The organism is Hymenobacter monticola, assembly GCF_022811645.1.
Taxonomy (GTDB): Bacteria; Bacteroidota; Bacteroidia; order Cytophagales; family Hymenobacteraceae; genus Hymenobacter; species Hymenobacter monticola.
Genome location: NZ_CP094534.1, coordinates 1,480,933 through 1,505,834, shown reverse-complemented (window position 1 = coordinate 1,505,834; position 24,902 = coordinate 1,480,933). Strand labels below are relative to the sequence as shown.

The following is a 24,902-nucleotide window of genomic DNA, read 5'->3' as shown; positions in this document are numbered from 1 at the left end:
GCAACCAGGTTTCAAAGATGTCTGGCGGGCCGATGCCCGAATTTTATACCCGTCGCATAATCTAATTTTCGCACCTGCGCAATGGCTAGGGCTGGTTTTGAGAAAATATAGTTTCACGCCGCCTCACGGCTACATTTCCGGCCAAGATGAAGGTTAATTAAATGCAAGTTTTATGGAAATAGGACAATTTTTCAACCAATGCAATTAGTAGCTGGATGGAAAACTTAGCAATTGCCTAGGCGGGTAGGCCTATGTTTGTTTTGCTCACCATCTGCAAAACGCATGATTTTATTTCGTCGCTCTGCTTTACTCGTCCTTTCCAGTTGCTTCATCTTTCTGCTGTCTTTCCTGAGCGCTCCGGCGCATGCCACCGCCCGTGGCTCCAAGGCAGCATCTGCCCCCAGCGTCAGCACCACCGTGCTGCGCGGCCGGGCCTCCTGGTACGCGAGTAGTTTGCAGGGCCGACGCACCACCAGCGGCGAGCGCTACAACCGCAACAAGTACACCTGCGCCCACAAAACCCTGCCCTTCGGCACTCGCCTGCGGGTCACGAACGTAAAAAATGGCAAAACGGTGGTCGTGCGCGTGTCCGACCGCGGCCCCTTCCGCCACCAGCGCATCCTCGACCTGTCGGAAATTGCCGCCCGCCCGCTGGGCATCACCGAATGCGGCGCCGCCACCGTGGTGGCCGAAGTAGTGGCCGACGAAACGCCCCTGGGCCCGGCTACTGCCCCCGAGAACCTGTCCGGCCTCGTGGCCGCCGACCCCAACCCCGACGCCGCCTTCACTACCTACTCGGTACTCAACCTTCCGGCCGTGAACGCCGACTCGGCAGCCGTGGACGCGCACGGTGCCCTCATCGCCGCCTCCGGCACGGCCAAGTCGAAAGTCATCAGCGCGGCCGAGACAGTGACTTGCCCCGCGGGCTTCCTCATTCAGGCCGGCTCCTTCGTGGACGCGGCCAACGCTACGGCCGTGCAGGCCCGCATCAAAGCCTTGCTGCCCGAGTTGAAAGTGGAAGTTGCCCAGGAGCTGCTTGATGGCCGCCAGCGCAGCCGCGTGCTCGTGGGCCAGTTCGGCGAGAAGCCCGAGGCCGAAGCCGTGCGCCAGCAGCTGCTACTCTGGGGCATCGGCGGGCTGGTGCGCGAGGTGGCGCTGCGATGAGTTTCATTTAACAATTAACATTTATCATTTAACAAGTCGCCCAGGTGGCGCTGGTGTGCGGGTAGTTGCTGGCATTGTTGTTAATTGCTGCTTCTTGCTACCTGCGCCTTCTGGGCGACTTGTTAAATGATAAATGTTAATTGTTAAATGATTAAAGCCCTGTTGGCCTTGGTTGCCAGCCTCGCGCTCGTGTGGGCGCTGAATACCAAGCACGGCAACCTGCCGCCGCTCGGCAAGCTGCTGAGCCCCTACCGCGGCTTTTGGCAAAACGGTGAGAAGGCCGGCGATTTCCCGGCGCAGCAAACGCTGGCCCTGCCCGGCCTGCAGTTCCCCGTGACCGTGCGCTACGACGACCACCGCGTGCCGCACGTCTTCGCCCAAAACGACCACGACCTGTACTACGCTCAGGGCTACCTCACGGCCCGCGACCGGCTCTGGCAGATGGATTTTGTGGCCCACGTGGCGGCCGGGCGGCTGGCCGAAATCGTGGGGCCGGAGCGGCTCGAAACCGACCGGTTTTTCCGGCGCATGGGCCTGGGCTTCGGGGCGCAAAAATCAACCGCTGCGGCCCTGGCCGACCCGGTGAGTGGCCCCGTGGTGCGGGCCTATTCCGAGGGCGTAAATGCCTACGTCAACAGCCTCACGCCGGCCACCTACCCGTTCGAATACAAGCTACTCGACTACGCGCCCGAGCCTTGGGAGCCGCTGAAAAGCGCCCTCATCCTGAAGTACATGGCCTTCGACCTGACGGGCCGCTCCGACGACCTGCGCATGAGCAACGCCCTGCGCAAGTACGGCCCGGCGGTGATGCGCGACCTGTTTCCGGACTACCCCACCCGGGAGTCGCCGGTGGTGCCAGCCGGCACGCCGCTCGATTTCCAGCCGCTGGCCGTGCCGCCCGTACCGCCCGCTTTCGCGGCGGCCGAAGCGCCCTACACGCCCAATCAGGAGCCCGACCGGGAGCTGGGTTCCAACAACTTCGCGGTGAGCGGCGCCCGCTCGGCCACGGGCTTCCCCATCCTGGCCAACGACCCGCATTTGCAGCTGAACCTGCCCAGCATCTGGTACCAGGTGCAGCTGGCCGCGCCGGGCGTGAACGTGTACGGCGTGAGCATTCCCGGCACGCCCACGGCCATCATCGGCTTCAACGAGCAGGCCGCCTGGGGCGTGACCAACACCTACGCCGACGTGCTGGACTGGTACCAGATTCAGTTTCGGGACGCCCGGCGGCGCGAGTACTGGCACGCGGGCCAGTGGAAGCCGGTGCGCCGCGTGGTGGAGCGCATTAAGGTGCGCGGGCAGGCCGACCGGCTCGATACTGTGCTCTACACCCACCACGGCCCGGTGGTGTATGAGCGGCCGCAGACGCCCTTCATGGCCCAGACGCCCATCGGCTACGCCGCCCGCTGGACGGCCCACGACGCGGCCAACGAGTTCCTGACCTTTTACCGCCTCAACCGCGCCCGCTCCTACGCCGACTATACCGCGGCGCTGGCCAGCTACGGCGCCCCGGCGCAGAACTTTGTTTTTGCGAACACGGCCCAGGATATTGCCCTGTGGCCCAATGGCCGCTTCCCGCTGAAATGGCGCGAGCAGGGCAAGTACCTGCTCGACGGGCGCGACCCAGCGCAGGAGTGGCAGGGCTGGATTCCGGCTGCCCAGAACCCGCACGTGAAGAACCCAGCGCGGGACTTCGTGTCGTCGGCCAACCAGTCGTCGGTGCGGCCCGAAGACTACCCGTATTACCTGAACTGGGACTACGGCTCGTCGGAGCGGGGCCTTCGCATCAACCAGCGCCTGGGCCGGATGCCCCGCGCCACGGCCGACAGCCTGCGCCTACTTCAGAACGACGACCTGGGCCTGAACGCACAACTCATGCTGCCGCGCATGCTGGCCCTGGCCGGCACGCTGCCGCCCTCCTCGCCCGAGGGCCGGGCCCTGGCCTCACTACAGGTCTGGAACTACCACTACGCGGCCGGAGCCATCGGGCCGAGCTTGTTTGAGCTGTGGTACGACAACCTGGTGAAGCGCCTCTGGGACGATGACTTTCCCCTCGACCCCAAAGGCCCCGCCTACCGCTACCCCGCCCGCGACCGCACCAACACCCTGATTCTGAAAGAAGACAGCAGCCGCTGGATTGACGACCGCCGCACCCGCGCCCGCGAAACCCTGCCCCTGCTGGCCCGCCAAAGCCTGCGCTGGGCCGTGGACAGCCTCACCCGCAAATACGGCCCGCAGAGCGACAAATGGCGCTGGGCCGCCCAGAAAAGCACCGACGTGCTGCACCTGCTCAAGCTCCCCGGCTTCGGGGTGATGGACGTGGACTGCGGCGGCGGCGCGGGCATCGTGAATGCCACCACCGAGCGCACGGGCCCCAGCTGGCGCATGGTGGTGGAGCTGGGCCCGCAGCTGCGCGCCTACGGCGTGTACCCCGGCGGGCAGAGCGGCAACCCTGGCTCGCCGTTCTACAACAGTATGATGGAAACCTGGCGCGTGGGTCAGCTCGACGAACTGGTATTCCTGAAAAATGTGCACGAGGCCAACCCGCGCGTGGCCACGTCTTGGGCACTTAAGGGACAATAAATTACTTGGCTTCCTTATCAATCAACATCACACCCTTGCTGCGTTGACGATGAAATCAATGTTGACTTTCGCTGCTCCAGGCGGCCGGATGCTGGCCGGGGCTTTGCTTTTTGCCCTCAGCCTGTCCTTCACAGCTTCCGGCCAGTCGGCGGCGCCTGCAATGGTTGAAGAAGTCAAGGGCAAGGAATACACGTCCGTTGAGGCGCTACCAACGCTGCCCGGTGGCGGCGGCAGCCGGGCCATTGTGAGCGCCATTCAGAGCCGGTTGCACTATCCGACCCGAGCGGCGCAGCTGGGCATCGAAGGGGTTGTGATGGTGTACTTTATGGTGACCAAAACCGGGGAAGTTCGTGATACCAAAATTGTGCGCAAGATTGGCGGCGGCTGCGAGGAAGCCGTTCTGCTTGCAGTGCGGGACCTGCCCCGCTTCGTTCCGGGCACCCAGCAGGGCAAGCCGGTTGACGTGGGCATGACCGTACCCGTCACGTTTCGGATGCAAGACTCAAAGGCCGACTTGCTCGACACGCTGAAACGCGTGTATCCGCTGGTAAACCAGATGCCTCACTTGCCGGAAAGCCAAAGCAGCACCAGCATTGCCCAAGCCATTCAACGGGCTTTGGTAATGCCAGCAGAAGCGGCGAACGACACGTTGGTGCGCAAAGTGTTTGTGAGTTTTATTGTTGGCCCCAGCGGGGTGATTCGTGACGTGAAGGTGGTTCGGGGGCTAAGCGCCAGCTGCGACGCCGCCGCCCTGGCCGCCGTGAAGCAGCTGCCGCGCTTTGTTGGAGGCAAGCTCAACGGACTTCCCGCGTCGGTGAGCATGACCGTGCCCATTCTGTTTGGACGGCTGCCGCAAAAACCTTCAGCAGCTCATTAATGGCTAGCCGCTGATTACGTCGGCTATAAATTTGCCGCATGAATACCGACCAACTGAAGCGAATGCGCCCACCGCACCGCCGACCGTGGCTATTGGGCGGGTTGTTTTTCCTGCTCCTCACCCATCTTGCCCGCCCCACCGCCGCGCAGTACTACAGCCCGTATGCATTCGATACCACGCAGGTATTCAGCTACGTGGAACAGATGCCTACGCTGCCCGGCGGGGGCGGCAACCTGGCCCTGGTGAAAGCCGTGCAGAAGCTGGTGCAGCTGCCCGCCGAAGTGGGCGAAGGCCGCACCGAAGGCCGGGTGTTTGTGCGCCTCGTGGTGGGCGTGAGCGGCGTGGGCCGGCAGGCCGCCGTGGTGCAGTCGCTCAATCCCGCCTGCGACGCCGCCGCGCTGGCCGCCGTGAAGCGCCTGCCCCGCCTCGTGCCGGGCTACTACGGCGGGCAGCCCGTGGCCACCCTGCTCACACTGCCGGTCATGTTTCTGTCGCCGCGCCACGTGTTTGCCGCCAATGAAGTGACCCGAGCCGCCCAGTTTCCGGGCGGCGAAGCGGCGCTGGAGCAATACATTCAGAAGAACCTGGCCGTGCCCGCCGAGGTGCGCCAGCGCGACCTCCAGGGCCATGTGGCCGTGCGGGCCGTGCTGAAAGCCGACGGCCGCGTGGGCGCCTGCGAGGTGCAGAAGTCGCTCTGCGCCAGCTGCGACGAGGAAGCCCTGCGCCTCGTGCGCGCCATGCCGCGCTGGCAGCCTGCCTTGGGCTACGACGACCAGCCCGTGGCCGTATACCAAACGCTCAACATCTGGTTCCGGCCGCCCGCCCCGGCGGCCGGAGTCGCGCCGCCAGTGCCCGAAAACCAGGTATACAGCCAAGTCGAGCAAATGCCTACTTTGCCCGGGCGCACCGGCCCCACGGCCGCACAAACCGCTTTACAAGAGCTAATTAACTATCCCGAGCGCGTCACCAACGGCGAAGGCCAAGTCAGTTTCGTGGTGGAGCCCGACGGCCGCGTGACGCGACCCATGATGCTCAAAAGCATTAGTGGCCCCGTGGATGAAGCCATTATGGCCGCGGCGCTGCGCCTGCCCCGGTTCGAGCCGGGGCGGCAGCGCGGGCAGGCCGTGGCCGTGCGGCTGGTGGTGCCCGTGCTGGTCGACATCCGCTAGCCAGTTTCCGCGTTTGGGCACAAAAAAGGCGACGCCTTCGTGGGCGTCGCCTTCTCGTGGCTCGGTACCGAATCTATTTCTTGTCTTGGTCTTTGCCGCCAATTTTAGGCTTGCTCACGTCGTGGGCTTCGCCTTCGTGGTCATCGTCGGTGGCGCGGTTGATGAGCACCACGGCTACCGCGGCAATGGCGGCGATGCCGAGAATGGTTTGGGTGGGCGACAGTTTGCGGGCCACTTTGCGCAGCAGCACACCGCCGTTTTTCAGCAGGTCGTCCATGCGCTCGTGGTCGCCCTGGAATACGTGGTAGGCGCTCTCAAAAGTCCGGGCGAGGTCTTCGGGCAGAATTTTTTCCAGTTGTTGTTCGATTTGCGCTTCCATATAAGAAAGTGTGATTGGAGAAGGGAATGAAAGGAAAGCAGGGCGCGGGCCCCGGAAAATCCTCTACGCAAAACCGTTGCCTACGTCTAGCTTTCCAGCCACTTTTCCCTAGAACAACCGGCAATTGATTGAGCTAACCATTTATCATACAGCCAAATCAATTGCCGGTTATTTGTTTATACTCGCCAAACTACTCTACCACTACCAGGCGCGAACCCGTGCGCCTGGCTTCGCGCACCTGGCAGTGGTAGGCGCCAAGGGCCAGGCCGCTCAAATCGACCGGCAGGAACTGCGGGCCGATGGCCAGCACGCGGTCCACGGCGCGGCGCACTTCGCGGCCCAGGGCGTCGAGCAACGCCACCTGCACGTGGCCGCCAGCGCATTCGTAGGCCACGGTGGTGCGGCCGTCGCGTGCCACCGGGTTCGGATACACCGTGAAGTCGGCCACTTCTGCAGCCTTGGTGGTGGCCAGCGCGCCGGGCCGTAGCACGGGCACGTAGGGGAAGCTGCGGCCGAAAAGCTGCGTGAGCGTAGCCGGCGTCACCCGGAACCAGTCCTGCAGGATGCTGGTGTAGATGCTGCGGAAGTCGTACAGCATGTTGACGTTGTCGTTCACGCCGGCGTTGGCGGGCAGCGTAGGGTTGGCGCCGTGCACCATGGGGTTCACCTTGGTGCCGAACACGAACAGCGGCGCGGCCGCCCCGTGGTCGGTGCCCAGGCCCGAGTTGGACTTGATGCGCCGGCCAAACTCCGAGAACGTCATGCCCACCACCCGGTCTTGCACCGCAAGGCGGCGCAGGTCGTCCTGGAAGGCATTCACGGCTTCGGCAATTTTGCCCAGCAAGGTGGCGTGGGCGCCGGTGGTGGTGCCGCCCGTGGCGGGCACCTGCAGGGTGTGCGTATCAAAGCCGCCCAGGTTGCACACATAGATGCGCGTTTGCAGGCCCCCGGCCACCAGCTGGGCCACGATTTTGAGCTGGTCGGCCAGCGAATTCTGGCCAGCCGTGGGGTAAAGCGGCGAGAGGTTCTGGGCCCGACGGGCCGCCGCCTGAATGGTGGTGGTGTATACTTGCGTCTGGCTCACCACCTGCCGGATAAACGTCAACTCGTGGCCGGCAGGCGTGTTCGGGGCCGCGTCCACCCCACCGCTAAGTAGCTGATAGAAAGACGACGTGCTGGCAATGGCCATGCCCATGTTCACGCTGGGGCCCTGCGCGCAGTTGCTCACCACCGAGCCGATGCTAATGGCCAGCGGGTCGGGGTTCTGGGTATTGGGGTAGCCAGTGGGGAAGCCGGGGTACTCGCCGTCGAGGTAGCGGCCGGCCCAGCCGGTGTTCCAGGTCACGTTCGAGTCGGAGCCCGAGGTCCAGATATCGGTGGCCCGGAAGTGCGAGAAGTTGGGGCTGGGGTAGCCCACGCTCTGCACTACGCCCAGCTTCCCGTTCTGGTACAGGTTCTGCAGCGAGGCCATGGCCGGGTGAATGCCCGTGGCCGTGGTGAGCGACAGCACCTGGTTTTGAGGCAGCGCAATATTGGAGCGCGCCGCCATCAGCGCCGAGTATTGGTCGAGCGGGATAATCATGTTCAGGCCATCGTTGCCGCCCTGCAGCTGAATGATGACGAGCACCTTATCCGATTGCGTGGTGGCGTTGGTGAGGGCCGCCAGCTCGGGTGAGTAGCCGTAGGCGCCCACCGGCAAGCCGCTCAGGAAAGCCGTGCTGGCAGCGGCCGCAGCCGTGGTTTGGAGAAATTCGCGACGTTTCATGGGGATAAATTGTCATTGCGAGGAGGCACGACGAAGCAATCCGTCCTCTAGCACTCAGACACTTTTAAGAAGTGATGAAGTATCTGCCCACCGTTTCCGGATTGGGCTTTGTCACGAAAGAGCGTGTCTGGTTTTGACAGGACGGATTGCTTCGTCGTGCCTCCTCGCAATGACAGCCCCGGCTACTCGCTAACTCAAGTGGTATTCCGCCAGCCCCATCAGGGCGCGCAGCATGGCTTGCAGCTTGGTGGTCACGGCCGCTTTTTTGGCCGTGTTGGTGGGCGCGGCCAGGTACTGTTGCCACTCCACGGTCCACTCAAAATCGGGCAAGCCGGGCAGCAGCGCCGCTTTCAGGAACGCCAGCTGGTTGGCCGTGAGTGTGATGGGCACCATCAGTTTCACATATTCAGCAATGAGTAGGTTGCAGTCCGAGGCCGTGGCGGCCGGGAACGACTGCGTAAGCGCCAGCACATCAATCACAATCCGTACGCCGTTGCGCGTATAGCCCGCGCCGATAAGCAAGTCGGTAATCTGGTTGCGGCGGGGCAGCGTCACGGCGTTTATCCACAGCTCGTGGAACTGCGGTGTTTGGTAGTAAGCCGCCCAGCCCGCCACGTTGGGCGGGTCGCCGATGACCTGCTGCTGCAGCGACGTCACCGCGTTCAGGTAGTTCCACATGCCGTACTGCGCCACCGGGCCAGAGGCGGGCGGAAATACCACCTGCATTTGCCGGCACAGCCCCACCGTGAAATCGAGCGGGCTCTTGATGAGGCAGCCCATGTTCAGCACATCAAAGAAGTGCTCGGAACTGAGCAGCGTGCGCAGCACCGGCGCTACCTCGAAGTTATTGGAAATCAACAGCGTAGCCAGTGGCCGAATGATATCCGTTTCGACCTGCGCGTCAATCACATAGTACACAAACCAGCGGTAGAGCTTGCGCACGATGAAGCGCGCCGTTTCGGCCTGCTGGAAAATGAGGTTGATGAGGTTTTGGTATTCAGTAGCGCCGCTATTCGCAATGGTAGCGTTGCCAAAAGCCGCCGAGAACGTCTTTGTGGTGGTGTCGTGGCGGCTGGCGGTGAAGTAGCTGCCCACCGGCGCATTCTGGTCGCGCCAGCCGGTGAGGACTTTGGCGGCAGCTTGCACGTCGGCCTCGGTGTAGTTGGTGTAGTTGCCTGCCGCGATGAGCGGCCCCTTGCCCACCGTGAAGAGTTCCAGCAGTTCGCGGCCGTAGTTCTCGTTGGGGGCGCCCACCGTACTCTGGTTGCCGTTGAGGTAGCGCAGCATGGCCGGAGTTACGGTCACGTCCTTGGCCAGCTGCTTCACGTTGCCGAGGGCGTACTGGCGCAGCAGGCGGCAGTATTCATAGCCCATGCGGGCGTCATTTATGTCGCCAAATTCCACCACGAAGTGGTTGTGCCAGAACAGCGTCATTTTCTCCACCAGCGAAGTGCTCTGCGTCAGCAGCTGGCCCAGCCACCAATCGCGCAGCGAGGTGCGGCGCACGCCCTCAAAATTCTGGTCGAATACCTGCCCGGTCCAGGTCGTGCCAATTGCCACGCTGGTATCGGTGGTGCTCACGTTTAGGGGCGGGTCGGGCGCCGTGGCGGGGGCTGTGAGCAGGCCATTGAGCGCGGCCGTGAGGTTGGAGGCAGCGGCCGTTTGAATCTCGGAGCGGGTGGGCCCGAACAAGCAGCGGCGCAGCAGGTGCGCGGCCTGCGCCTCGCCCCAGGTGCCGGTGTAGGGCGTGAGCGTGCTGGTGAGGCGCGAAGCAAACGTGGGCAGCACCTTATTGGCGTAGCGGCTCACGGTTTCGGGCGGGTCTTGCACCATGGTGGCGGGCGCCTCCCGACCGGCCGCAACCGGGGCGCTGCGTACGGCGGCGTTTCGGTGGAGGAAATGTCTACGATTCATAAGCAAGCGCATGAAAAATGAAGCCCAGAACCATCGCCGCAGCTAGCTGCCTTTTGCTTCTGAGCCAATGGCTTACCCTAGACTTAAAAGGGCATCCGGGGTTTAATCACAATATGGCTGTTTCCACATAAGCCCAAGATGAATTTCCCCGCCAACGGCGCCAATTACTTGGTGAACGGGCCAAAAAAAACGCCCGGCCTTGTGGGCCGGGCGCATTGCCTTGCATTGAGCATATAAAGCTTATTCCTCGGTAGGTGCGGCCGCTACGGCAGCAGCTGCTACCAGCGCTTCGTCGGCGGCTTTGGCGGCGCGCACGCGGCCGGCAGCGTAGAAGTTGCGGTGGTAATAAGGCTGGTTTAGCGAGCTAACCATCACGCCGCCGTTGGTGGCCGAGTGGGCAAACTTGCCGTCTTTCAGGTAGATGCCCACGTGGTAAATCGGGCCCTTGCCCCGACGGAAAAACACCAAGTCGCCGGTTTCCATCTCACTCTTGGCCACGCGCTTGGTGGTGCTGAACATGGCGCGCGAGGAGTGAATCAGGTTGATGCCGTACACTTCACGGAATACGCGGGTCACGAAACCCGAGCAGTCGGTGCCGCGGCGCGAATTGCTGCCGTACGAATAAGGCGCCCCAATCCAATCGGTTACGGTGCGGAGCAGGTCCTTGTTCTCGTTGAAAGCCAAGTGCAGGCCCAGCGTTTGGGCGTAGTAGTGGTAGGCCAGCGAGTCGCGCGAGGCGGCCAGTTCGGCGGCGGTGGGCTTTGCGATTGGGTCGCCATCGCCGGCGGGGGCTACCAGGGTGGGCTCGTCCATCGTCAGGGCCGGAAGCATCGATGCTTCGGCTACGACCGGTGCCGCCGTGGCACGGGCCGTTGCCGAAGCATCGGGGGCGCGTTCAAAGAAGAAGGAGAGAGCAAGGGAGCCAGCGGCGAGGCAATACAGAATCGTATTTTTCATTGTCCGTCGTTAGGTGAGGAAGCACAAATCCGGATTCTCGCAACGAGTGAGAAGAGCCGGGCTAGTAGATTTCTTATGCGATAGGCAGAGCCGTAATGGGCCGGGTGAAGAGAAGAGAAAAAGAAGTTGAATCGGGAAATTTATATTCCCGATGGTCTGGGTCGTTGGGTAAAGCTAAGTTAAACTTTCGATAAGCTCCGCACTTTTTAGAAGAAAAATTCTAATTTTATTTATAAAATCATACTTAATTAGCTTATAATCTTACTTGCACTTGCAACCATGCCCGAATTCTGTTCGTAAATACGCGGTTCCGCTATTTCTCTATCTTGCTTTATGCAAACTCTCCGCACCTGGATTAATTCGCCCCTGGCCCGCATTGCCCGCATGGTGTTGAAGGCCCCGCGGGTGGCCATGGTGGTGGGCCAAACCGTGCACCTGAGCGGCACCTCCCGCGAGGAGTTTCTGGCCGATGCCGAGTGGGTGGCGCACGAAGCCGTGCACCTGCGTCAATACCGCGAGCACGGCCTGCTGCCTTTCCTCTGGAAATACCTGGTCGAGTCGGCTCGCGTGGGCTATTACCACAACAAGTATGAAGTGGAAGCCCGCGAAGAAGCCCGCCGCGTGGTGTTGGCCAACCCCAACCACGTGCTGCGGCCCTTGCCCCGCCACGCCAGCCCGCCCGCCTAAGTTTCTAACTATTTGTTTCCTACCAGAAGCCTTCCCGCCAAAAACAGGAAGGCTTTTTTGCGCCAATGGAATTCGGGCCTTATCCAAAATAAAGCCGGCTTCATGCAACTTCCCACCGGTCGATTACGAATAAAACCCACGCTTTCCTGCTTCGGCAGGGCACCTTCTTCCTTTCTTCTCACATTCCTTTCCGTCTCATTATCATGGATAACCAGCAAGACCAGTTCGGCACGTCGAACACGAACGACACTAACCGCACTTCGCAAAATCCTTCGGCCACGGCCAGCGGGGCTTCGGCCGCTTCGCGCAAATCAGCATCTAACCCCAGCGCGCAAAGCTCGTCCTCTACCCCGGATGCTAGCAGCCAAACTACCGCCAACGCCGGCACCAACCGCCAAGGCGAAGGCCAGCAAACCAACGACCAGGAGGGCAACTTGCTCGACACGGCCCTGAACAGCGGCAAAAAATGGATTGAAGACTCGGGCGTGCTCGACAACGTGAACCAGTTGCCGCAAGGCGTGAAAGACTGGGGCTCGCGTGCCCTCTCGCGCGTAAATGAGCTCAGCACCACCCAGAAAGTAGTGGGCGGTGCCATTCTGGCCGCCGGCCTGGGCTGGCTGGCCCTGCGCAAAGGCAAGTCTTCCTCGTCGTCGGACAGCGCCAGCTACAACTACGGCAAGCAGCGCGACACCGGCAGCTACGGCCGCCGCAGCTACGGCTACCAAGCTCCCGATGCTTCTACGAGCCGCAAGTCGGCCTCGGGTACCTCCAGTCGTTCCGACAGCGGCTCGGCTTATGGCAACAGCGGCAGCCGCTACGGCGGTAGCGGTTCGAGCTACGGCAGCACCAGCGGCAGCAGCTATAACAGCGGCTCCAGCTACAACAGCGGCGCCTCCGGCAGTTCGTCCAGCAACACGGGCATCAACTCGGGCAGCGGCCGTTCCGCTAGCAGCTACGGTTCTTCTTCCGACGACCATGGCGCCCGCACCTCGGAAAGCAGCCACGGCAAAAATGACGATTTCCGCAGCATTGAATAGCCTGCGTTAAATAGACAAAAAAGCCCCGCCTCATATGTGAAGCGGGGCTTTTTCGTTGCTATCAATAGGGTGATTTAGATGTTCATGGCCGACTCACGGCGACGCATCTTGCCGGCCGGGATGCCGAACATCATCTTGAAGCGGCGGCAGAAGTAAGCAGTGTCTTTGTAGCCCACCTCTTTGCCGATGTCGCGGATGCTTTTCTTGGTGGTGCGCAGCAGGAACACGGCGCGCTCCATGCGCTGGTACTCAATATAGTCCTGCGGGTTGATGTTGGTCAGCATCTTGAAATACTGGCCCACGTAGTCCTCGCTCACGTTGGCTACGCCCGAGAGTACTTTGTTCGACAGGTCGCCGCCCAGGTTTTCCTTGATGTAGTTGAACAGGTCAATCAGGCGCGGGTCTTTGAAGTAGGTGCTGTTGGTGGCCAGCTGCTCCACAAACATGTTGTTGCGCAGCACGTAGCGCACCACTTCTACCACAATGTTCTCGGTGTAGATGTTGATGAGCCGCTCGCGGCCGGGCAGGTCCTGAATGCTTTCTTCCACCACTTTAATCACGAGGTTGGCCAGCTTGGGCTGCCCCGAGATGAGGAAGGCCGGCACGTCGAGCGAGGCGAAGAAGTTCACCGAGTCGAACACCTTTGCCTCGAAGCTCACAAAGCTGTGGCTTTCCTCGTCTTCGCCGATGAGGTCGAGGTTGTCGTTGGAGTGAAAGAACTTGTCCTTATTGGTAATGAGGTCATCGTTGGTGATGACGCGGTTTTTCTGGTCGACGCCGTAGCTCACGCGGGTGGGCCGGCCGCCGGGAATAAAGAGCATCTCACCCTCCTCCACTACCATCGATTCTTCGCCGAAAGTAAGGTGGCCTTTGTGCAGCAGGATAAGGTTATTACCAACGTCGTAGGAGTTGCGCACAGTGAAGGGCTGGTGCAGCACCAGATTCTTCGCCTTGATGTAGCGGACGCCCAACGATTCAATGACTTTATTGTAATCTTCCATAATTCAAGATGCCAAAAAGGCGGTTTATAAATGCGACCTACATGGATAGGTACAAATCGCAGTGCAATATAACACCTTGAAATTCACAAAAACTAAAAACCCAGCCAAAAAGTGGCTGGGTTTTGTGCAATGAATCTGAATTTTAGGCAATTCGCGCCTTATTTGAGGATATCCCGCGAAATCACAATTTTCTGAATTTCCGAAGTACCCTCGTAAATCTGGGTAATTTTGGCGTCGCGCATGAAGCGTTCCACGTGGTATTCCTTCACGAAGCCGTAGCCGCCGTGAATCTGCACGGCCTCCACGGCCGCTTCCATAGCCACCTTCGAAGCGAAGAGCTTGGCCATGGCACCCGACTTGCCGTAGTCGTTGCCGGCGTCTTTATCGGCAGCCGCTTGCAGGCAGAGCAGGCGGGCAGCATCCACGTTGGTGGCCATGTCGGCCAGCTTGAACTGGATGGCCTGGTGCTTGGCGATTTCCACGCCGAAAGCCTTCCGCTCCTTGGCGTACTTCAAGCTCAGTTCGAGCGAGCCGGATGCAATGCCCAAGGCCTGCGAGGCGATGCCGATGCGGCCGCCGGCCAGTACCTGCATGGCGAATTTGAAGCCGAAGCCGTCTTCGCCGATGCGGTTTTCCTTGGGCACTTTCACGTCGGTGAACATCAGCGAGCAGGTGTCGGAGCCGCGGATGCCGAGCTTGTTCTCTTTCGGGCCCTGCACGAAGCCCGGCATGTCCTTGTCCACGATGAGGACGTTGATGCCGCGCGACTTCAGCTCGGGGTTGGTTTGGGCGATGACGAGGTAAACCGAAGCGGTGGTGCCGTTGGTAATCCAGTTTTTGGTGCCGTTCAGCAGGTAATGGTCGCCTTTGTCTTCGGCGGTGGTGCGCTGGCTGGTGGCGTCGGAGCCGGCTTCGGGCTCGCTCAGAGCGAAGGCGCCGATGATTTCGCCCGAGCACAGGCGCGGCAGGTACTTGCGCTTCTGTTCCTCGGTGCCGTATTTCTCCAGGCCCCAGCACACCAGCGAGTTGTTCACGCTCATAATCACGGAGCACGAGGCGTCAACCTTCGAGATTTCCTCCATGGCCAGCACGTAGCTCACGGTATCGAGGCCCGAACCGCCGTACTCGGGGCTCACCATCATGCCCATGAAACCCAACTCGCCCATCTTCTTGATTTGCTCGGCGGGGAATTTCTGGTGCTCGTCGCGCTCAATTACGCCGGCCCACAGCTCACTCTGGGCAAAGTCGCGGGCGGCGTCGCGCACGGCCAGTTGTTCTTCGGTAAGTTGGTAAATACTAGAGGATGTGGCGGTTTGCATGGGTGTGGTGGGAAAGTTTATTAGTTGGCACAAAAGTACGCCCTAACGGGCGTTAGGCAAGGCGGTCCGCAGAGGCATCCGACCTTTCCTACGACAACCAAAACGGGGCAAAAGATTCTAGCACCCAACTGCATTTTCAGTATAAACCGCTACAGCTTCGGGGCAACTTTCCTGGCGCACTTTTGCGGCTCTATGTTCCTTCGCCTGCTCAGCCGCTATGCGCTGGCCTTGCTTTTTGTGCTGGCCGGCCTTTGGCACTTTGTGCACCCCGCCACTTACCTGGCCATCATGCCGCCCCAGTTTCCACAGCCGCCCGCGTTGGTGTACGTGAGTGGTTTTTTCGAAATTCTGGGCGGTATTGGTTTACTGTTAAAGCCGACGCGCCGCCTGGCGGGCTGGGGCTTGCTGGCCTTGCTGGTAGCGGTATTTCCAGCCAATGTGTACATGGCCCTGATTCACGAAAAGCTGGGCATTCCCGGCTGGGCGGCCTGGGGCCGACTGCCCTTGCAGCTGCCGCTGCTGTGGTGGGTGTGGAAGGTGATGAAAGGTTGAGTTTTGAGGGTTGAATGTTGAGTTGAGAAAATCAGTTTGCGACTTTTTTAACTCAACATTCAACCCTCAAAACTCAACCCTTCAAACTACTCCCAACGCACGTCCAGCAGGCGCAGCTGCACGGCGCGCTGGCCGCGGTACTCGTTCAGCTCCACCGTGTAGCAGGCACTGAAGGGCTGGCCTTCCTCAATCTGCGGCAGGTAGTCGGCCAAGCCGAAGCCAATGGCGTCCACGGCTGGGCCCTGAGTATCGGCCGAGGCCAGGCGCAGCTTGAGGTGGCCCTGCCCCACCACACGGGCGCTGTGGGGCACGGCAATGAGACGCTGCGAGGCAAACACCGGGTTGGGGTTTCCGGGGCCGAAGGGCTCCATGCGGCGCAGCTCGGCAAAGAATTCTTCGGTGATGCGGCCGATGGGCAGCACGGCGGCCACTTCCACGGGCCGCACCAGGTGCTCGGTGGTCAGGGTATCGGCCACCACTTCCTCGAAGCGGCGCTGGAAAGCGGGCACGTTTTCCACCTTCAGCGTGAGGCCGGCGGCGGCGCGGTGCCCGCCAAACTGGTCGAGCAGCGGCGCGCAGGCTTCTAGGGCCTCGTGTACATCAAACCCAGCTACGGAGCGAGCCGAGCCGGTGGCCTTGCCGTCGCGCTGCGTCAGGATGACGGTGGGCCGGTAGTATTGGTCGAGGCAGCGTGAGGCCACGATGCCAAGCACCCCCTGGTGCCAGTCGGCCTTGTAAAGCACGGTGGCGCGGGCGTTTTGCAGCAGCGGGTCGCCGGCAATCATGTCCAGCGCCTCCTGGGTGGTGTGCTGGTCGGAGCCGCGGCGCTGTTGGTTCATTTGGTCCACCACTTCGGCAGTGTAGCGGGCTTCCTGCTGGTCGGGGGCCAGCAGCATGGCCACGGCGCGGCGGGCGTCGCCCATGCGGCCGGCGGCGTTGATGCGGGGCGCAAAACCGAATATCAGGCTACTGATGCCCAATGGGCCCTCGCGCAGGGTGGCCAGCTCGCGCAGGGCGGCCAGGCCGGGGCGCAGCAGGGCAATGTCCTCGTTGAAGCGGCGCAGGCCGTAGGAGGCCAGAATGCGGTTTTCGCCGGTAATGGGCACGATGTCGGCCGCAATGCTCACCGTCACCAAATCCAGCAAATCGTGCAGCGGCTCCACGGGCAAACCCAGGTGCTCGCCCAGCGCCTGCATCAGCTTGAAGCCTACGCCGCAACCCGACAGCTCTTTGTAGGGGTACGGGCAATCGGCCCGCTTGGGGTCGAGCACGGCCACGGCGGCGGGCAACTCCTCGCCGGGCAAGTGGTGGTCGCAGATGATGAAATCGACGCCGCGGCTGCTGGCGTAGGCTACCTGCTCCACGGCCTTGATGCCGCAATCGAGCGCCACCACCAGCCCGAAACTATTATCGGCCGCAAAGTCAATGGCCTTCTGAGAGATACCGTAGCCCTCGGTGTAGCGGTCGGGGATGTAGTCGCGCAGCCGCTCGGCGCCAAACAGGGGCGTGAGGTAGCTCATCACCGTGGCCACGGAGGTAATGCCGTCCACGTCGTAGTCGCCCAGCACCAGCACCTTTTCCCCGCCCTCCAGGGCTTTGACCAAACGGGCCACGGCGCGGGCCATGTCGCGCATCAGCAGCGGATTGGGGAGGCGGCGCAGGTCGGGATGGAAAAACTCAGCGGCAGCTTCGGGCGTGTCGAGGCCGCGCTGCACCAGCAGGGCGGCTATTTCGGGGGCAATGAAGAGGGACTGCGCCAGGCGGTGCGCCAGGGCCGGGTCGGTTTCGGGGATATAATTCCACCGCTTAATCGCGGATACGGGCATCGGGTACTTCGTCAAAATGGTCCTAAAAGTACGACCAAACCCCGGCGCTTTCCCCTTGGCGTACCTTTGGGGCGGCCCCTCCCTCCCGCTATGCGCAAGCTGCAAGATTTTTACCAGAAATACCGCCAATACATCGGCACCGATGCGCTGATGTACGGCACGTTCATTCTGGTTTTGGCGCTCATGTTCGTGTTTTTTGGGTAGCACGAGTACCCCGAAGCCCCTGCTTCGGCTTTTAGAACGATGCAGACGTGAACCGAAGCAGGAGCTTCGGGGTACTCGTGCCATCTACACTCCATCACCACGCAGCTTGCGGAAGCGCTTCCGCGCCTCGGCCACGTAAATGCTGCCGGGGTATTTGGTAATTACCTGGTTGTAGAGCTCCTGGGCTTTCACCTTGTCCTTCACGTCCTCCTCCTGAATGCGGGCCAGCAGAAACAACGCGTCGTCGCTGAGCACATCGTACTTGGGGTTGTTGGTGATGCGCTCGAGCGTGGCAATGGCGCCCGCAAAGTCGCCGGTACGGCGCTGCAACTGGGCTTTCAGATAGTAGGTATCGTCGGACAGCGAGTGGCCGGGAAACTTCTCCAGCAGCGCATCAAGCCCCGCGATGGCCTCTTTTACCTTGTTTTGAAAGACCAGCTGCTCTACGGCGGCGTAGGCCTTGAGGCCCAGGCCCAGTGTGTCCTCCACGGTGTTGTCCTGAATCAGCAGCGAGAGCTGCATGGCGTCGTTGGCGATTTCGCGGGTGGTGGCTTCCTTCAGGATGTCGAGGTGGCTTTGGGCCAGCTTGAAATCGCCGGCGTAGTAGCTCAGGCGGGCGTTGCGCAGCTTAGCCTCGTAGCCCAGCGGCGAGTCTTTATGCGACTTTTCCACCTGCGAGTACAGCAGTGTGGCCTCCCAGGGCTCGCCTTTCAGCAGGTACAAGTCGGCCTGCGTGATTTTAGCCTCGTCAATCACCTCGTCGCTGGCCCGGGGCATATCAATAACTTCCTGTAGCAAAGCCATGGCCTTGGGCCGGTCGCCCAATTGAAAGGCGTACAGATTGGCCAGGTTGCGCAGCACCGGCGCCGTGGCGGGCGTGCGGCCCAGTTCGGCCAGCAGCTGCTCGTAGTCGGTCACCAAAGCCCGCACTTTCGCTAAATCGACGGGGTATGTCGTGCTTACCTGGGCTTCGCGGGCCTGCAGCAAGCGCTGGCGGGCCAGGTTGCCGTAGGGACCGTTGCGGTATTCCTTAGCCACGTAAGCGTAGCCATCGATGGCGCTTTCGTAATCCTTGTTTTGCTGGGCAATAGCGGCCAACTCCAGCACCCGCACACCTTCGCCGCGGCTGCGGCGGTCCAGGGCCCGCGCCTGCACCAAAGCCCCGCTGAAATCCTTGCGCTGCACCTGCAGCCACAGCAATAGCTCGCTGTAGGCGGCCTGCTCGGGATGCTCTTGTGTAGCAGTAAGCAGCAGTTTTTCCAGCGCATCGAAGTCCTTTTCCTCGTGCAGAGCGTTTTGCAGCATGTTGCGCACGAATGGCAGCTGCTTGTCGTCCTGGGCCACGAGGCGCAGGGTTTCGGCCAGCACCTGGGGCTGGTTCTGCGTCTGGGTGTAGAGTTGGATGAGCTGCGGGGCGTACTCGGTGTCATTTTTGGCCAGGGCGCGGCCGCGCAGGTAGGTGCGCTCGGTCCACTCGGGCAGTTCGCGGCGGCCAAACTCGGTGGCCACTGGCACCACCTGCGCGGGTGTGAGCTGGGCCAGCACTTTCTGCCACTGTTTATCAGCAGCTGGTTTGTCGCCCGCCGCCGCGTACACGCCCCCGAGGGCTACGCCCAGGGTGGCATCTTCCGGGTGCAGCTTCACGGCTTTCTTGGCTATTTTTTCGGCTTCCTTGTAGCGTTTCAGGGCTTGCAGGGAAGTCAGGTAAAGCGGAAATACGGCCGGGCTGGCCTGCTCTTCCGTCGACAGCTTCTCGAACAGAAACACCACCTTCTCGTGCTCGCCGCGGCGGGCGTAGTCCTGGGCCAGGGCCGTGCCACTCATTGGCACCCAGCCCTTAGGCTGCTGGGCCAACGCCGGTGCGGCCGTGAGCAGGGAAGCAGCAAGCAGAAAAGAATACGGGCGCATGGAAGAAGGTACTTGGTAATCGGATAAGGCAATAAACGTTGGGCCACAACGGGTTCGTTCAACGCAGCCGAACCGTGGGGCACGAGTACCCGGAAGCTGAGCTTCGGCCCGTTGAACGAGGCAGACGCGAACCGAAGCGCAGCTTCAGGCTACTCGTGCCATGAGGCCCAAGCCTATTTTCAGGCCCTTGAAAACGAAAAAGGGCCGTCCCCGAAGGTACGGCCCTTTTCAAACTTGCGGATTGACGACCTAGAAAAACTTGGTACGGTTGTCTTTCACGTTGGCGTGGGCCTTAATGGCCTCGTAAATTTTGCCGTCCTGCTGCTGGGCGCGCTGCTGGGCCAGCTGCTGCTGCACGTTTTTGAGGTTGGCCGGGGCCGGAGCGGGCGTCACGCTCTCCGTCTGCACCACTACCACGCCCTGCTCGCCCTGGATGGGGGCCGAAGTCTGGCCGGGCTTCAGCGCGAAGGCTTTGCCCACGGCCAGCGGCTCGAAGCCAATGTTGGCTATGCTGCCTTGGCCGAGCACCACGTTGGGCGCTGTGCCCACCTGGGCGGTGGGGCCGTACTTGGCCGCCATGCTCTCGATGGTGCCGCCCTTGCCGAGCTTGTCCATGATTTGCTGGGCCTTTTTCTCGTTCCGTACCAAGGCGGTGAGCTCGGGGCGCAGGCCTTCGATAGTGGCGGTGCCTTTGGTGCGCTCGTCGGTGAGGGCAGCAATGACGTACTGGTCGCCCATCTCATACACTTCCGAGATGTCGCCCACTTTGGTCTCCGAGCCGTTCGGGCCTACGCCGAAGGCCCAACGCACCATTTCGCGGGCGTTTTGCAGGTTGTTCACGCTACGGGCGCCGCGGTCGAGGTTTTTGGCTTCTTGCTTCACCAAAGTCTTGTCTTTGGTGGTGAGGGCGCGGAAGCTGGCGAGGTCGGTGGCCTGTCCTTTCAGCTCCTGGGCTTTGGCGTAAGCAGCTTCGCGGGTGGCGTCGCTGGGGGCAATGGTTTTCTTCACCTCGGCCACCTGGTAGGTCTGCTTGGTGGGCACGGCCGTGATTTTGATGACGTGGTAGCCAAACGAAGTTTCCACCACATTCGGCAGCAGGCCGGTGCTGGTGGCGCCGAAAATGGCTTTCTCAAACTCGGGCACCATGCGGCCCTGACCGAACCAGCCCAGGTCGCCGCCCTGGTCCTTGGTGCCGTCGGTACCAAACTGGCGGGCCATCGCGGCAAAGTCGGCGCCGCCCTTGATTTTGTTCAGGATGTCCTGGGCTTTGGCTTTCGCGGCGGCTTTGGCTTCGGGCGTGGTGCCGTCGGCCTTGATGAGGATGTGGCTGGCACGGGCGGCGGCCTGCTTGCCAGCGCCGGTACCCGTCACCTTGTACAGCGAGTAGGTGCCATTTTCGGCGTAAGGTCCGTAGATTTTGCCCGAGGCCAGGGGCAGTTGCTTGCGCAGTTCCTCGGGCAGGTCGGCGGGGCTGCGGAAAGCCTTGTTGTAGGGTTGCTCCGAGTTGGCGCCCACAAACAGCGAATCGACTGGGGCCGAGGCAAACTGCGTGGCCAGGTCGGCCATCGAGGTTTTCACGGCGGCGCTGTCTTCCTTCGAAGCCACTACCGGCACGGTGATGTACTCCACCGAGCGGCCGTCCTCTACTTTGTACTTGCCTTTGTTCTTGTCGAGGTAAGCTTGCAGCTCCGAGTCCGTCACTTTCACAGCCGAGTCTGAGATGCTGCCGTAGGGCACAAACAGGTACTTCACCGTGGCCTTGGCGTTCTGGTTGGCATCGAAGCGCTTGGCTTCGGCCGTGGTCACGTACACCGAGTTTTTCAGCAGGGCGTTGTACTTGTTGCGCAGGCGCTCGATGGGTAGGTTGGCTTCGAAATTGTGCCAGGCCATCTGGTTTTCGGGCGGCAGCTTGTCGAGGTTCTTCAGGTAGTCAATCAGGCGGGCCTTGTCGAACTGACCGGTTTTCTGGTCGGTGAAGGCTTGCTTAATGCCGGGGCTGATGTTATCGCCCTGCACCATGTCCACCAGCTCGTCGTCCGATACTTTCAGGCCCAGCTTGTCGAACTCGGGCTGGAAGGCCAGGTTGTAAATGGTCTGGTTCCAGGCCTGGTCGCGCAGGTAGCCCATGGCCTGGTCGTCGGGCTGGCGCTGCTGTTGGGCAACGAAGGCGTTTTTGGCCTGGTCCAGCGCATTGTTGTAGTCGGCGAGTTCCACCTTTTGGCCGGCCACTTCGCCCACCACGGTTTCGTTGCGGTTGAAGAGGCGGTTTTTGCCGCCCACCAGGTCGCCGCCCACAATGAAGAGCAGCATCCCGACCGCCACGGTGCCTACCGCCCAGCCAGATTTTTCCCGAATCGTGTTAATTAAAGCCATTTACTTGTCAAAAGAATCGAAGTCGTGTTGGTCAAAAGAGGCGCAAAATAACCAGAATTTGACCGGGAATCAAAGTTTTACCCAATTTTAAGCGCGGAAACTGCTTCGCAAAAATCCCCAATCGTTCCCGTGGCTCAACGGTTGGCTGCGAGCGGCTTAGCCAACCCACCTGCGTTTAGCGGCGCTTCTTGGCCGATTTGGCCGGCGTTTTGGCGCGAGCCTGCTGAGCTTGTCTGGCTTTTTCTTCGGCAATTTTGGCTTCCAGTCGTTCCTGCTGCCGCCAGTAGAGCAAGGGCATCCAGCAGGTCATCGAAACCATGAAAATCCAGTAGTTGCGGCCTAGGTCGTTGTAGTATATCGTCTGGTAGATGCCAATCACCATGGCCACCACGCCCACGGCGAAGAGAACGGTGCGCAGTAAGGATTTGTCGAATTTCATAAGCTAAAAGTCCGCGCGAGCGGCTGCCTACAGGCCCGCGCCCACCTTGTCGATGATACCGGACGGGTGGTAGATGCGGTAAGGGTTCAAATCCTGCTTGGCCCACAGGCCGTGGCCGTTCAGGATTTCAGTGGGCGTTTCCATGCGCACTGCCATGGCCGAATCGGTGTAAATCACCTGCTTGGTTTTGTCGAAGAACAGCTCCTCGGTGTCCATGCGCTGCTCTTTGGGCACGTTCACCACCTGTACCTTACCGCGCATAATGTAGAGGTTCTTGGCCTTATCCACCTTGCCGTACTTGGCCGTGAGGGTGTTGATGACCGTCTTCTTGCCGTCGGCCGAGTAGAACGTGACCACCATGCCCTTGGGGTAGATGACGTCGCCGTTTTCAAACTGCTGCTCCAGCGGGGCCGTGAGCTGAAACTTGAGCTTGGCCGAGTCGCTGATGAGCGTCCGCACGTTGGTGGTTTCCATCAGCGGGCCGGTATACACGGTCAGCGGGCCGCTCATTTTCTGCTTTTCGCAGCTGGCCAGGGCCAGCGTGGCCAGCACCAGGCTTCCTGCCGGTTTTCCGAATGCGCGCATGGTCATGGGAGGCGAAAGAAGAGGCGGTTATTGCAGGCGGCGCTTGATGAACCAGCGGTTGTTGAGCGTGATGCCCAGTTGCCCGCGGATGTAGCTTTCCTGCACGTTGCTAGTGCCTTGCGTCGCGTTCAGCACGTCGGTGTTGCCGCGCACGCCGTAGGTGAAGGCCAGGCTGATGGTGGTAGCGTCGAGGGCCGTGGCCGTGGGCAGCGGAAAGGCAAAGCCCCAGCTCACCGCGCGGTCATACAGCGTTTGGCCGCCCGGCTGGTAGGGCATCTGCGCCAGCGAGAGGCCGGCGCGGTAGGTCACCCGCTGGAAGTAGTGGTCCACCGAGCCCGGGTCGGGCGTCAGCTCACCGCCCAGGCCGAAGCGCATGGTGTTGCGCAGGGCCAGGCCGTTTGAGTTGAAGTTGCGGAACTGCGACCACTGCTGCTGACTCACGTCCGCATTAATGCTCCAGTTTTTATCATTGTCGAAGCTCACACCTACCTGCGTGAGGGCCGGCACGTAGCTGCTGCCGCGCGTGTCGCTCACAACGGTAGCCGGAATGAGCTGGGCGCCCGTGGTAGCGGATTCCCGCTCCTGGGTGTTGGTTTGCTGCCCGTTCAGGTTATAGCCGAAGCTGTACACGCCGCCCAGGTTCATGTTGAGCGATTTGGCCAGCTTCTGGCGGTAGTGCGCTCCGGCCCGGAAACCAAAGTCCGAGTAGCGCACGTGCTGGCGTTCTACCGCGCGCTCCAGTGCGGTCGTGCTGTTGCTGATGATGACTGTGGTGCCCGTCGTTTCGTCAATCACGCCGAAGACGTAGGACGCCGTCAAGCCCACCGTCAGCCCCTTGGCGATGCGGAAGCCCTGGCCCAGGTAAGCCTCGGAAACGCCCCCCGTGCCTCTGTATTCCTTCAGTACCTGCGTGGTAACCGGCGTGCCGACCACGTCCTGCAGGATGTTCGATTCGTAATCGACGGCGCTGAGCGGCTTCAGGCCCACGGCCGCGCCCCAGCGCGTGCTCAGCGGCACCGACAGGGCCAGGTAGCCCAGCGTGCCACTGCCGCTGCGGTTTGAGGCCGTGGCGTTCTTCACCGTTTTGTACTGGCCATTGAAGCCGGCCTCAAACGTGGTGCGGCCCGTGTAGTAGAGCAAGGCCGGGTTCAACTCGTTCACGTTGGCGCCGTTGGGGGCGGCCAGGCCCACGCCACCCATCCCCATCTGGCGCACACCGCCGGTATTGGCGTTAAAATCGCCGAGGCCAATGCGCGAGTACGGCGAATTGCCGAGGCCCTGCGCCTGCGCGCCCGTCGCCCCGAACATCATCAATCCCACCAACACCAGGCCAGCGCCCTGGCCAGCCATCACTTTATTCTTCAACATGATAAGCTAAAATCCGATTTAGGCCGAGCAGCACCAGCTCAGGCACAACAAAGATACGCGCCGCGAGCCGGGCCGCCAGAAAGGCGGCGTCGCCCCCGGTCAGCAGCACCCCCAGGCCGGGATGCTGCGCGCGGTAGTGCCCGAGCAGGCCTTCGATTTCGGCCACCGTCCCGTTCACTACCCCGCTCAGCAGGCTCCCGGTAGTGGAGTCGCCCACCAGCGAAATCGTTGCATCCGAAGCCGGCAGCGGCAGCAGCGGCAGCCGGCCCGTAAACTCGTGCAGCGCCCGCAGCCGCATTTGCAGGCCCGGCCCGATGCTGCCGCCGTGGTAGGTGCCATCAGCCGTCACGAGGTCGAACTTGAGGGCCGTGCCTGCATCAATGATGAGCGTGGTGCGGCCCGGGCGCAAAGCTGCCGCCCCCACGGCAGCCGCCAGCCGGTCGGCCCCCAGCGTGTGCGGCGTGGCGTAGGCATTGCGCAAGGGCACGGGCGTGGTGCCGGGGCTAAAACCCAGCACCTGCCCCGGCACCAAATCCCGCAGCTCTTCCACAGCCAGCACCGCCGCCTCAGCCACCGAGGCCACGATGACGTGCTGCGGCTGCCAACGGCGCACCAGTTCCCGCGTCGAAGCCGGCGTGAGGCCAGCCGCCATCTCGCGCAGGGCTGGGCCGTCGAAGCAGCCAGCCTTCACAGCCGTGTTGCCGATGTCGAGGGCAAGGGTGTGCATGGGTTTGTAATGAGCGCCAAGTAAAACGTCATGCCAAGGGCAGTCGAAGCATTTCCACCGCATTAGTA

At 61.6% G+C, this 24,902-nt stretch carries 20 protein-coding genes; 7 read left to right on the top strand and 13 right to left on the bottom strand.

From position 1 onward, the window contains the following. Positions 1 to 282 precede the first annotated feature (282 nt). The 4 genes from MTP16_RS06325 (at position 283) to MTP16_RS06310 (ending at position 5,793) form a co-directional block, all read left to right on the top strand. Positions 283 to 1,164 carry a septal ring lytic transglycosylase RlpA family protein gene (locus MTP16_RS06325; protein WP_243516905.1) on the top strand — a complete coding sequence of 294 codons (882 nt, stop codon included), beginning with the start codon at positions 283 to 285 and terminating at the stop codon, positions 1,162 to 1,164. Positions 1,165 to 1,311: 147 nt separating this feature from the next. After that, complete coding sequence (locus MTP16_RS06320; RefSeq protein ID WP_243516903.1) at positions 1,312 to 3,747, top strand: penicillin acylase family protein; 2,436 nt, start codon at positions 1,312 to 1,314, stop codon at positions 3,745 to 3,747. Continuing rightward, positions 3,692 to 4,624, top strand: coding sequence for a TonB family protein (locus MTP16_RS06315; RefSeq protein ID WP_243516901.1), 933 nt, complete (start codon positions 3,692 to 3,694; stop codon positions 4,622 to 4,624). The genes MTP16_RS06320 and MTP16_RS06315 overlap by 56 nt, the downstream gene beginning before the upstream one ends. Before the next feature lie 38 nt (positions 4,625 to 4,662). Beyond that, entirely contained in the window at positions 4,663 to 5,793 is a 1,131-nt protein-coding gene (locus MTP16_RS06310; RefSeq protein ID WP_243516898.1) for a TonB family protein, read from the top strand. A gap of 73 nt (positions 5,794 to 5,866) precedes the next feature. On the opposite strand, the gene MTP16_RS06305 is transcribed toward MTP16_RS06310, so the two are convergent. The 4 genes from MTP16_RS06305 to MTP16_RS06290 all read right to left on the bottom strand — a co-directional run bounded on the left by MTP16_RS06305 (position 5,867) and on the right by MTP16_RS06290 (position 10,808). Next, positions 5,867 to 6,172 (bottom strand): hypothetical protein, encoded by a 306-nt coding sequence (locus tag MTP16_RS06305; RefSeq protein ID WP_243516895.1) that lies wholly within the window; start codon positions 6,170 to 6,172, stop codon positions 5,867 to 5,869. A 190-nt stretch (positions 6,173 to 6,362) separates the two neighbouring features. Beyond that, entirely contained in the window at positions 6,363 to 7,937 is a 1,575-nt protein-coding gene (locus tag MTP16_RS06300) for a DUF1501 domain-containing protein (protein ID WP_243516892.1), read from the bottom strand. A gap of 189 nt (positions 7,938 to 8,126) precedes the next feature. Next, positions 8,127 to 9,851, bottom strand: coding sequence for a DUF1800 domain-containing protein (locus MTP16_RS06295; protein WP_243516890.1), 1,725 nt, complete (start codon positions 9,849 to 9,851; stop codon positions 8,127 to 8,129). A 240-nt stretch (positions 9,852 to 10,091) separates the two neighbouring features. Next, the gene (locus MTP16_RS06290; RefSeq protein WP_243516887.1) at positions 10,092 to 10,808 is read right to left on the bottom strand and encodes a C40 family peptidase; all 717 of its coding nucleotides are present in this window, start codon (positions 10,806 to 10,808) and stop codon (positions 10,092 to 10,094) included. A 333-nt stretch (positions 10,809 to 11,141) separates the two neighbouring features. Here MTP16_RS06290 and MTP16_RS06285 point away from each other — a divergent pair, with 333 nt between their 5' ends. Together MTP16_RS06285 and MTP16_RS06280 are read left to right on the top strand one after the other, a co-directional pair. Then, positions 11,142 to 11,495, top strand: a complete 354-nt coding sequence (locus tag MTP16_RS06285; RefSeq protein ID WP_243516885.1) for a hypothetical protein — start codon at positions 11,142 to 11,144, stop codon at positions 11,493 to 11,495. A 203-nt stretch (positions 11,496 to 11,698) separates the two neighbouring features. Further along, entirely contained in the window at positions 11,699 to 12,532 is an 834-nt protein-coding gene (locus MTP16_RS06280) for a hypothetical protein (RefSeq protein ID WP_243516882.1), read from the top strand. Positions 12,533 to 12,606: 74 nt separating this feature from the next. On the opposite strand, the gene MTP16_RS06275 is transcribed toward MTP16_RS06280, so the two are convergent. Both MTP16_RS06275 and MTP16_RS06270 read right to left on the bottom strand, forming a co-directional pair. Continuing rightward, positions 12,607 to 13,533: a helix-turn-helix domain-containing protein gene (locus tag MTP16_RS06275; RefSeq protein ID WP_243516879.1), complete on the bottom strand. Its 927-nt coding sequence runs from the start codon at positions 13,531 to 13,533 to the stop codon at positions 12,607 to 12,609. Between the two features lie 158 nt (positions 13,534 to 13,691). Further along, positions 13,692 to 14,852: an acyl-CoA dehydrogenase gene (locus MTP16_RS06270; RefSeq protein WP_243516878.1), complete on the bottom strand. Its 1,161-nt coding sequence runs from the start codon at positions 14,850 to 14,852 to the stop codon at positions 13,692 to 13,694. Between the two features lie 192 nt (positions 14,853 to 15,044). Between MTP16_RS06270 and MTP16_RS06265 the strand changes: the two genes are divergently transcribed. Continuing rightward, on the top strand, positions 15,045 to 15,404 hold the full coding sequence (locus MTP16_RS06265) for a DoxX family protein (protein WP_243516875.1): 360 nt from the start codon (positions 15,045 to 15,047) through the stop codon (positions 15,402 to 15,404). 86 nt (positions 15,405 to 15,490) lie between these two features. On the opposite strand, the gene recJ is transcribed toward MTP16_RS06265, so the two are convergent. The 7 genes from recJ to MTP16_RS06230 form a co-directional block, all read right to left on the bottom strand. Beyond that, positions 15,491 to 17,230, bottom strand: coding sequence for a single-stranded-DNA-specific exonuclease RecJ (recJ, locus tag MTP16_RS06260; protein ID WP_243516872.1), 1,740 nt, complete (start codon positions 17,228 to 17,230; stop codon positions 15,491 to 15,493). Positions 17,231 to 17,518: 288 nt separating this feature from the next. Continuing rightward, positions 17,519 to 19,342, bottom strand: coding sequence for a tetratricopeptide repeat protein (locus tag MTP16_RS06255; RefSeq protein ID WP_243516869.1), 1,824 nt, complete (start codon positions 19,340 to 19,342; stop codon positions 17,519 to 17,521). A gap of 249 nt (positions 19,343 to 19,591) precedes the next feature. Continuing rightward, positions 19,592 to 21,715, bottom strand: a complete 2,124-nt coding sequence (locus tag MTP16_RS06250) for a peptidylprolyl isomerase (RefSeq protein WP_243516865.1) — start codon at positions 21,713 to 21,715, stop codon at positions 19,592 to 19,594. A gap of 175 nt (positions 21,716 to 21,890) precedes the next feature. After that, on the bottom strand, positions 21,891 to 22,154 hold the full coding sequence (locus tag MTP16_RS06245) for a hypothetical protein (RefSeq protein WP_243516862.1): 264 nt from the start codon (positions 22,152 to 22,154) through the stop codon (positions 21,891 to 21,893). A 27-nt stretch (positions 22,155 to 22,181) separates the two neighbouring features. Beyond that, complete coding sequence (gene lptC, locus MTP16_RS06240; RefSeq protein ID WP_243516858.1) at positions 22,182 to 22,745, bottom strand: LPS export ABC transporter periplasmic protein LptC; 564 nt, start codon at positions 22,743 to 22,745, stop codon at positions 22,182 to 22,184. 21 nt (positions 22,746 to 22,766) lie between these two features. Further along, entirely contained in the window at positions 22,767 to 24,107 is a 1,341-nt protein-coding gene (locus MTP16_RS06235; protein WP_243516855.1) for a porin family protein, read from the bottom strand. Further along, positions 24,094 to 24,834: a type III pantothenate kinase gene (locus MTP16_RS06230; RefSeq protein ID WP_243516854.1), complete on the bottom strand. Its 741-nt coding sequence runs from the start codon at positions 24,832 to 24,834 to the stop codon at positions 24,094 to 24,096. Before MTP16_RS06230 ends, MTP16_RS06235 begins: the two co-directional genes overlap by 14 nt. Between the last annotated feature and the right edge of the window lie 68 nt (positions 24,835 to 24,902).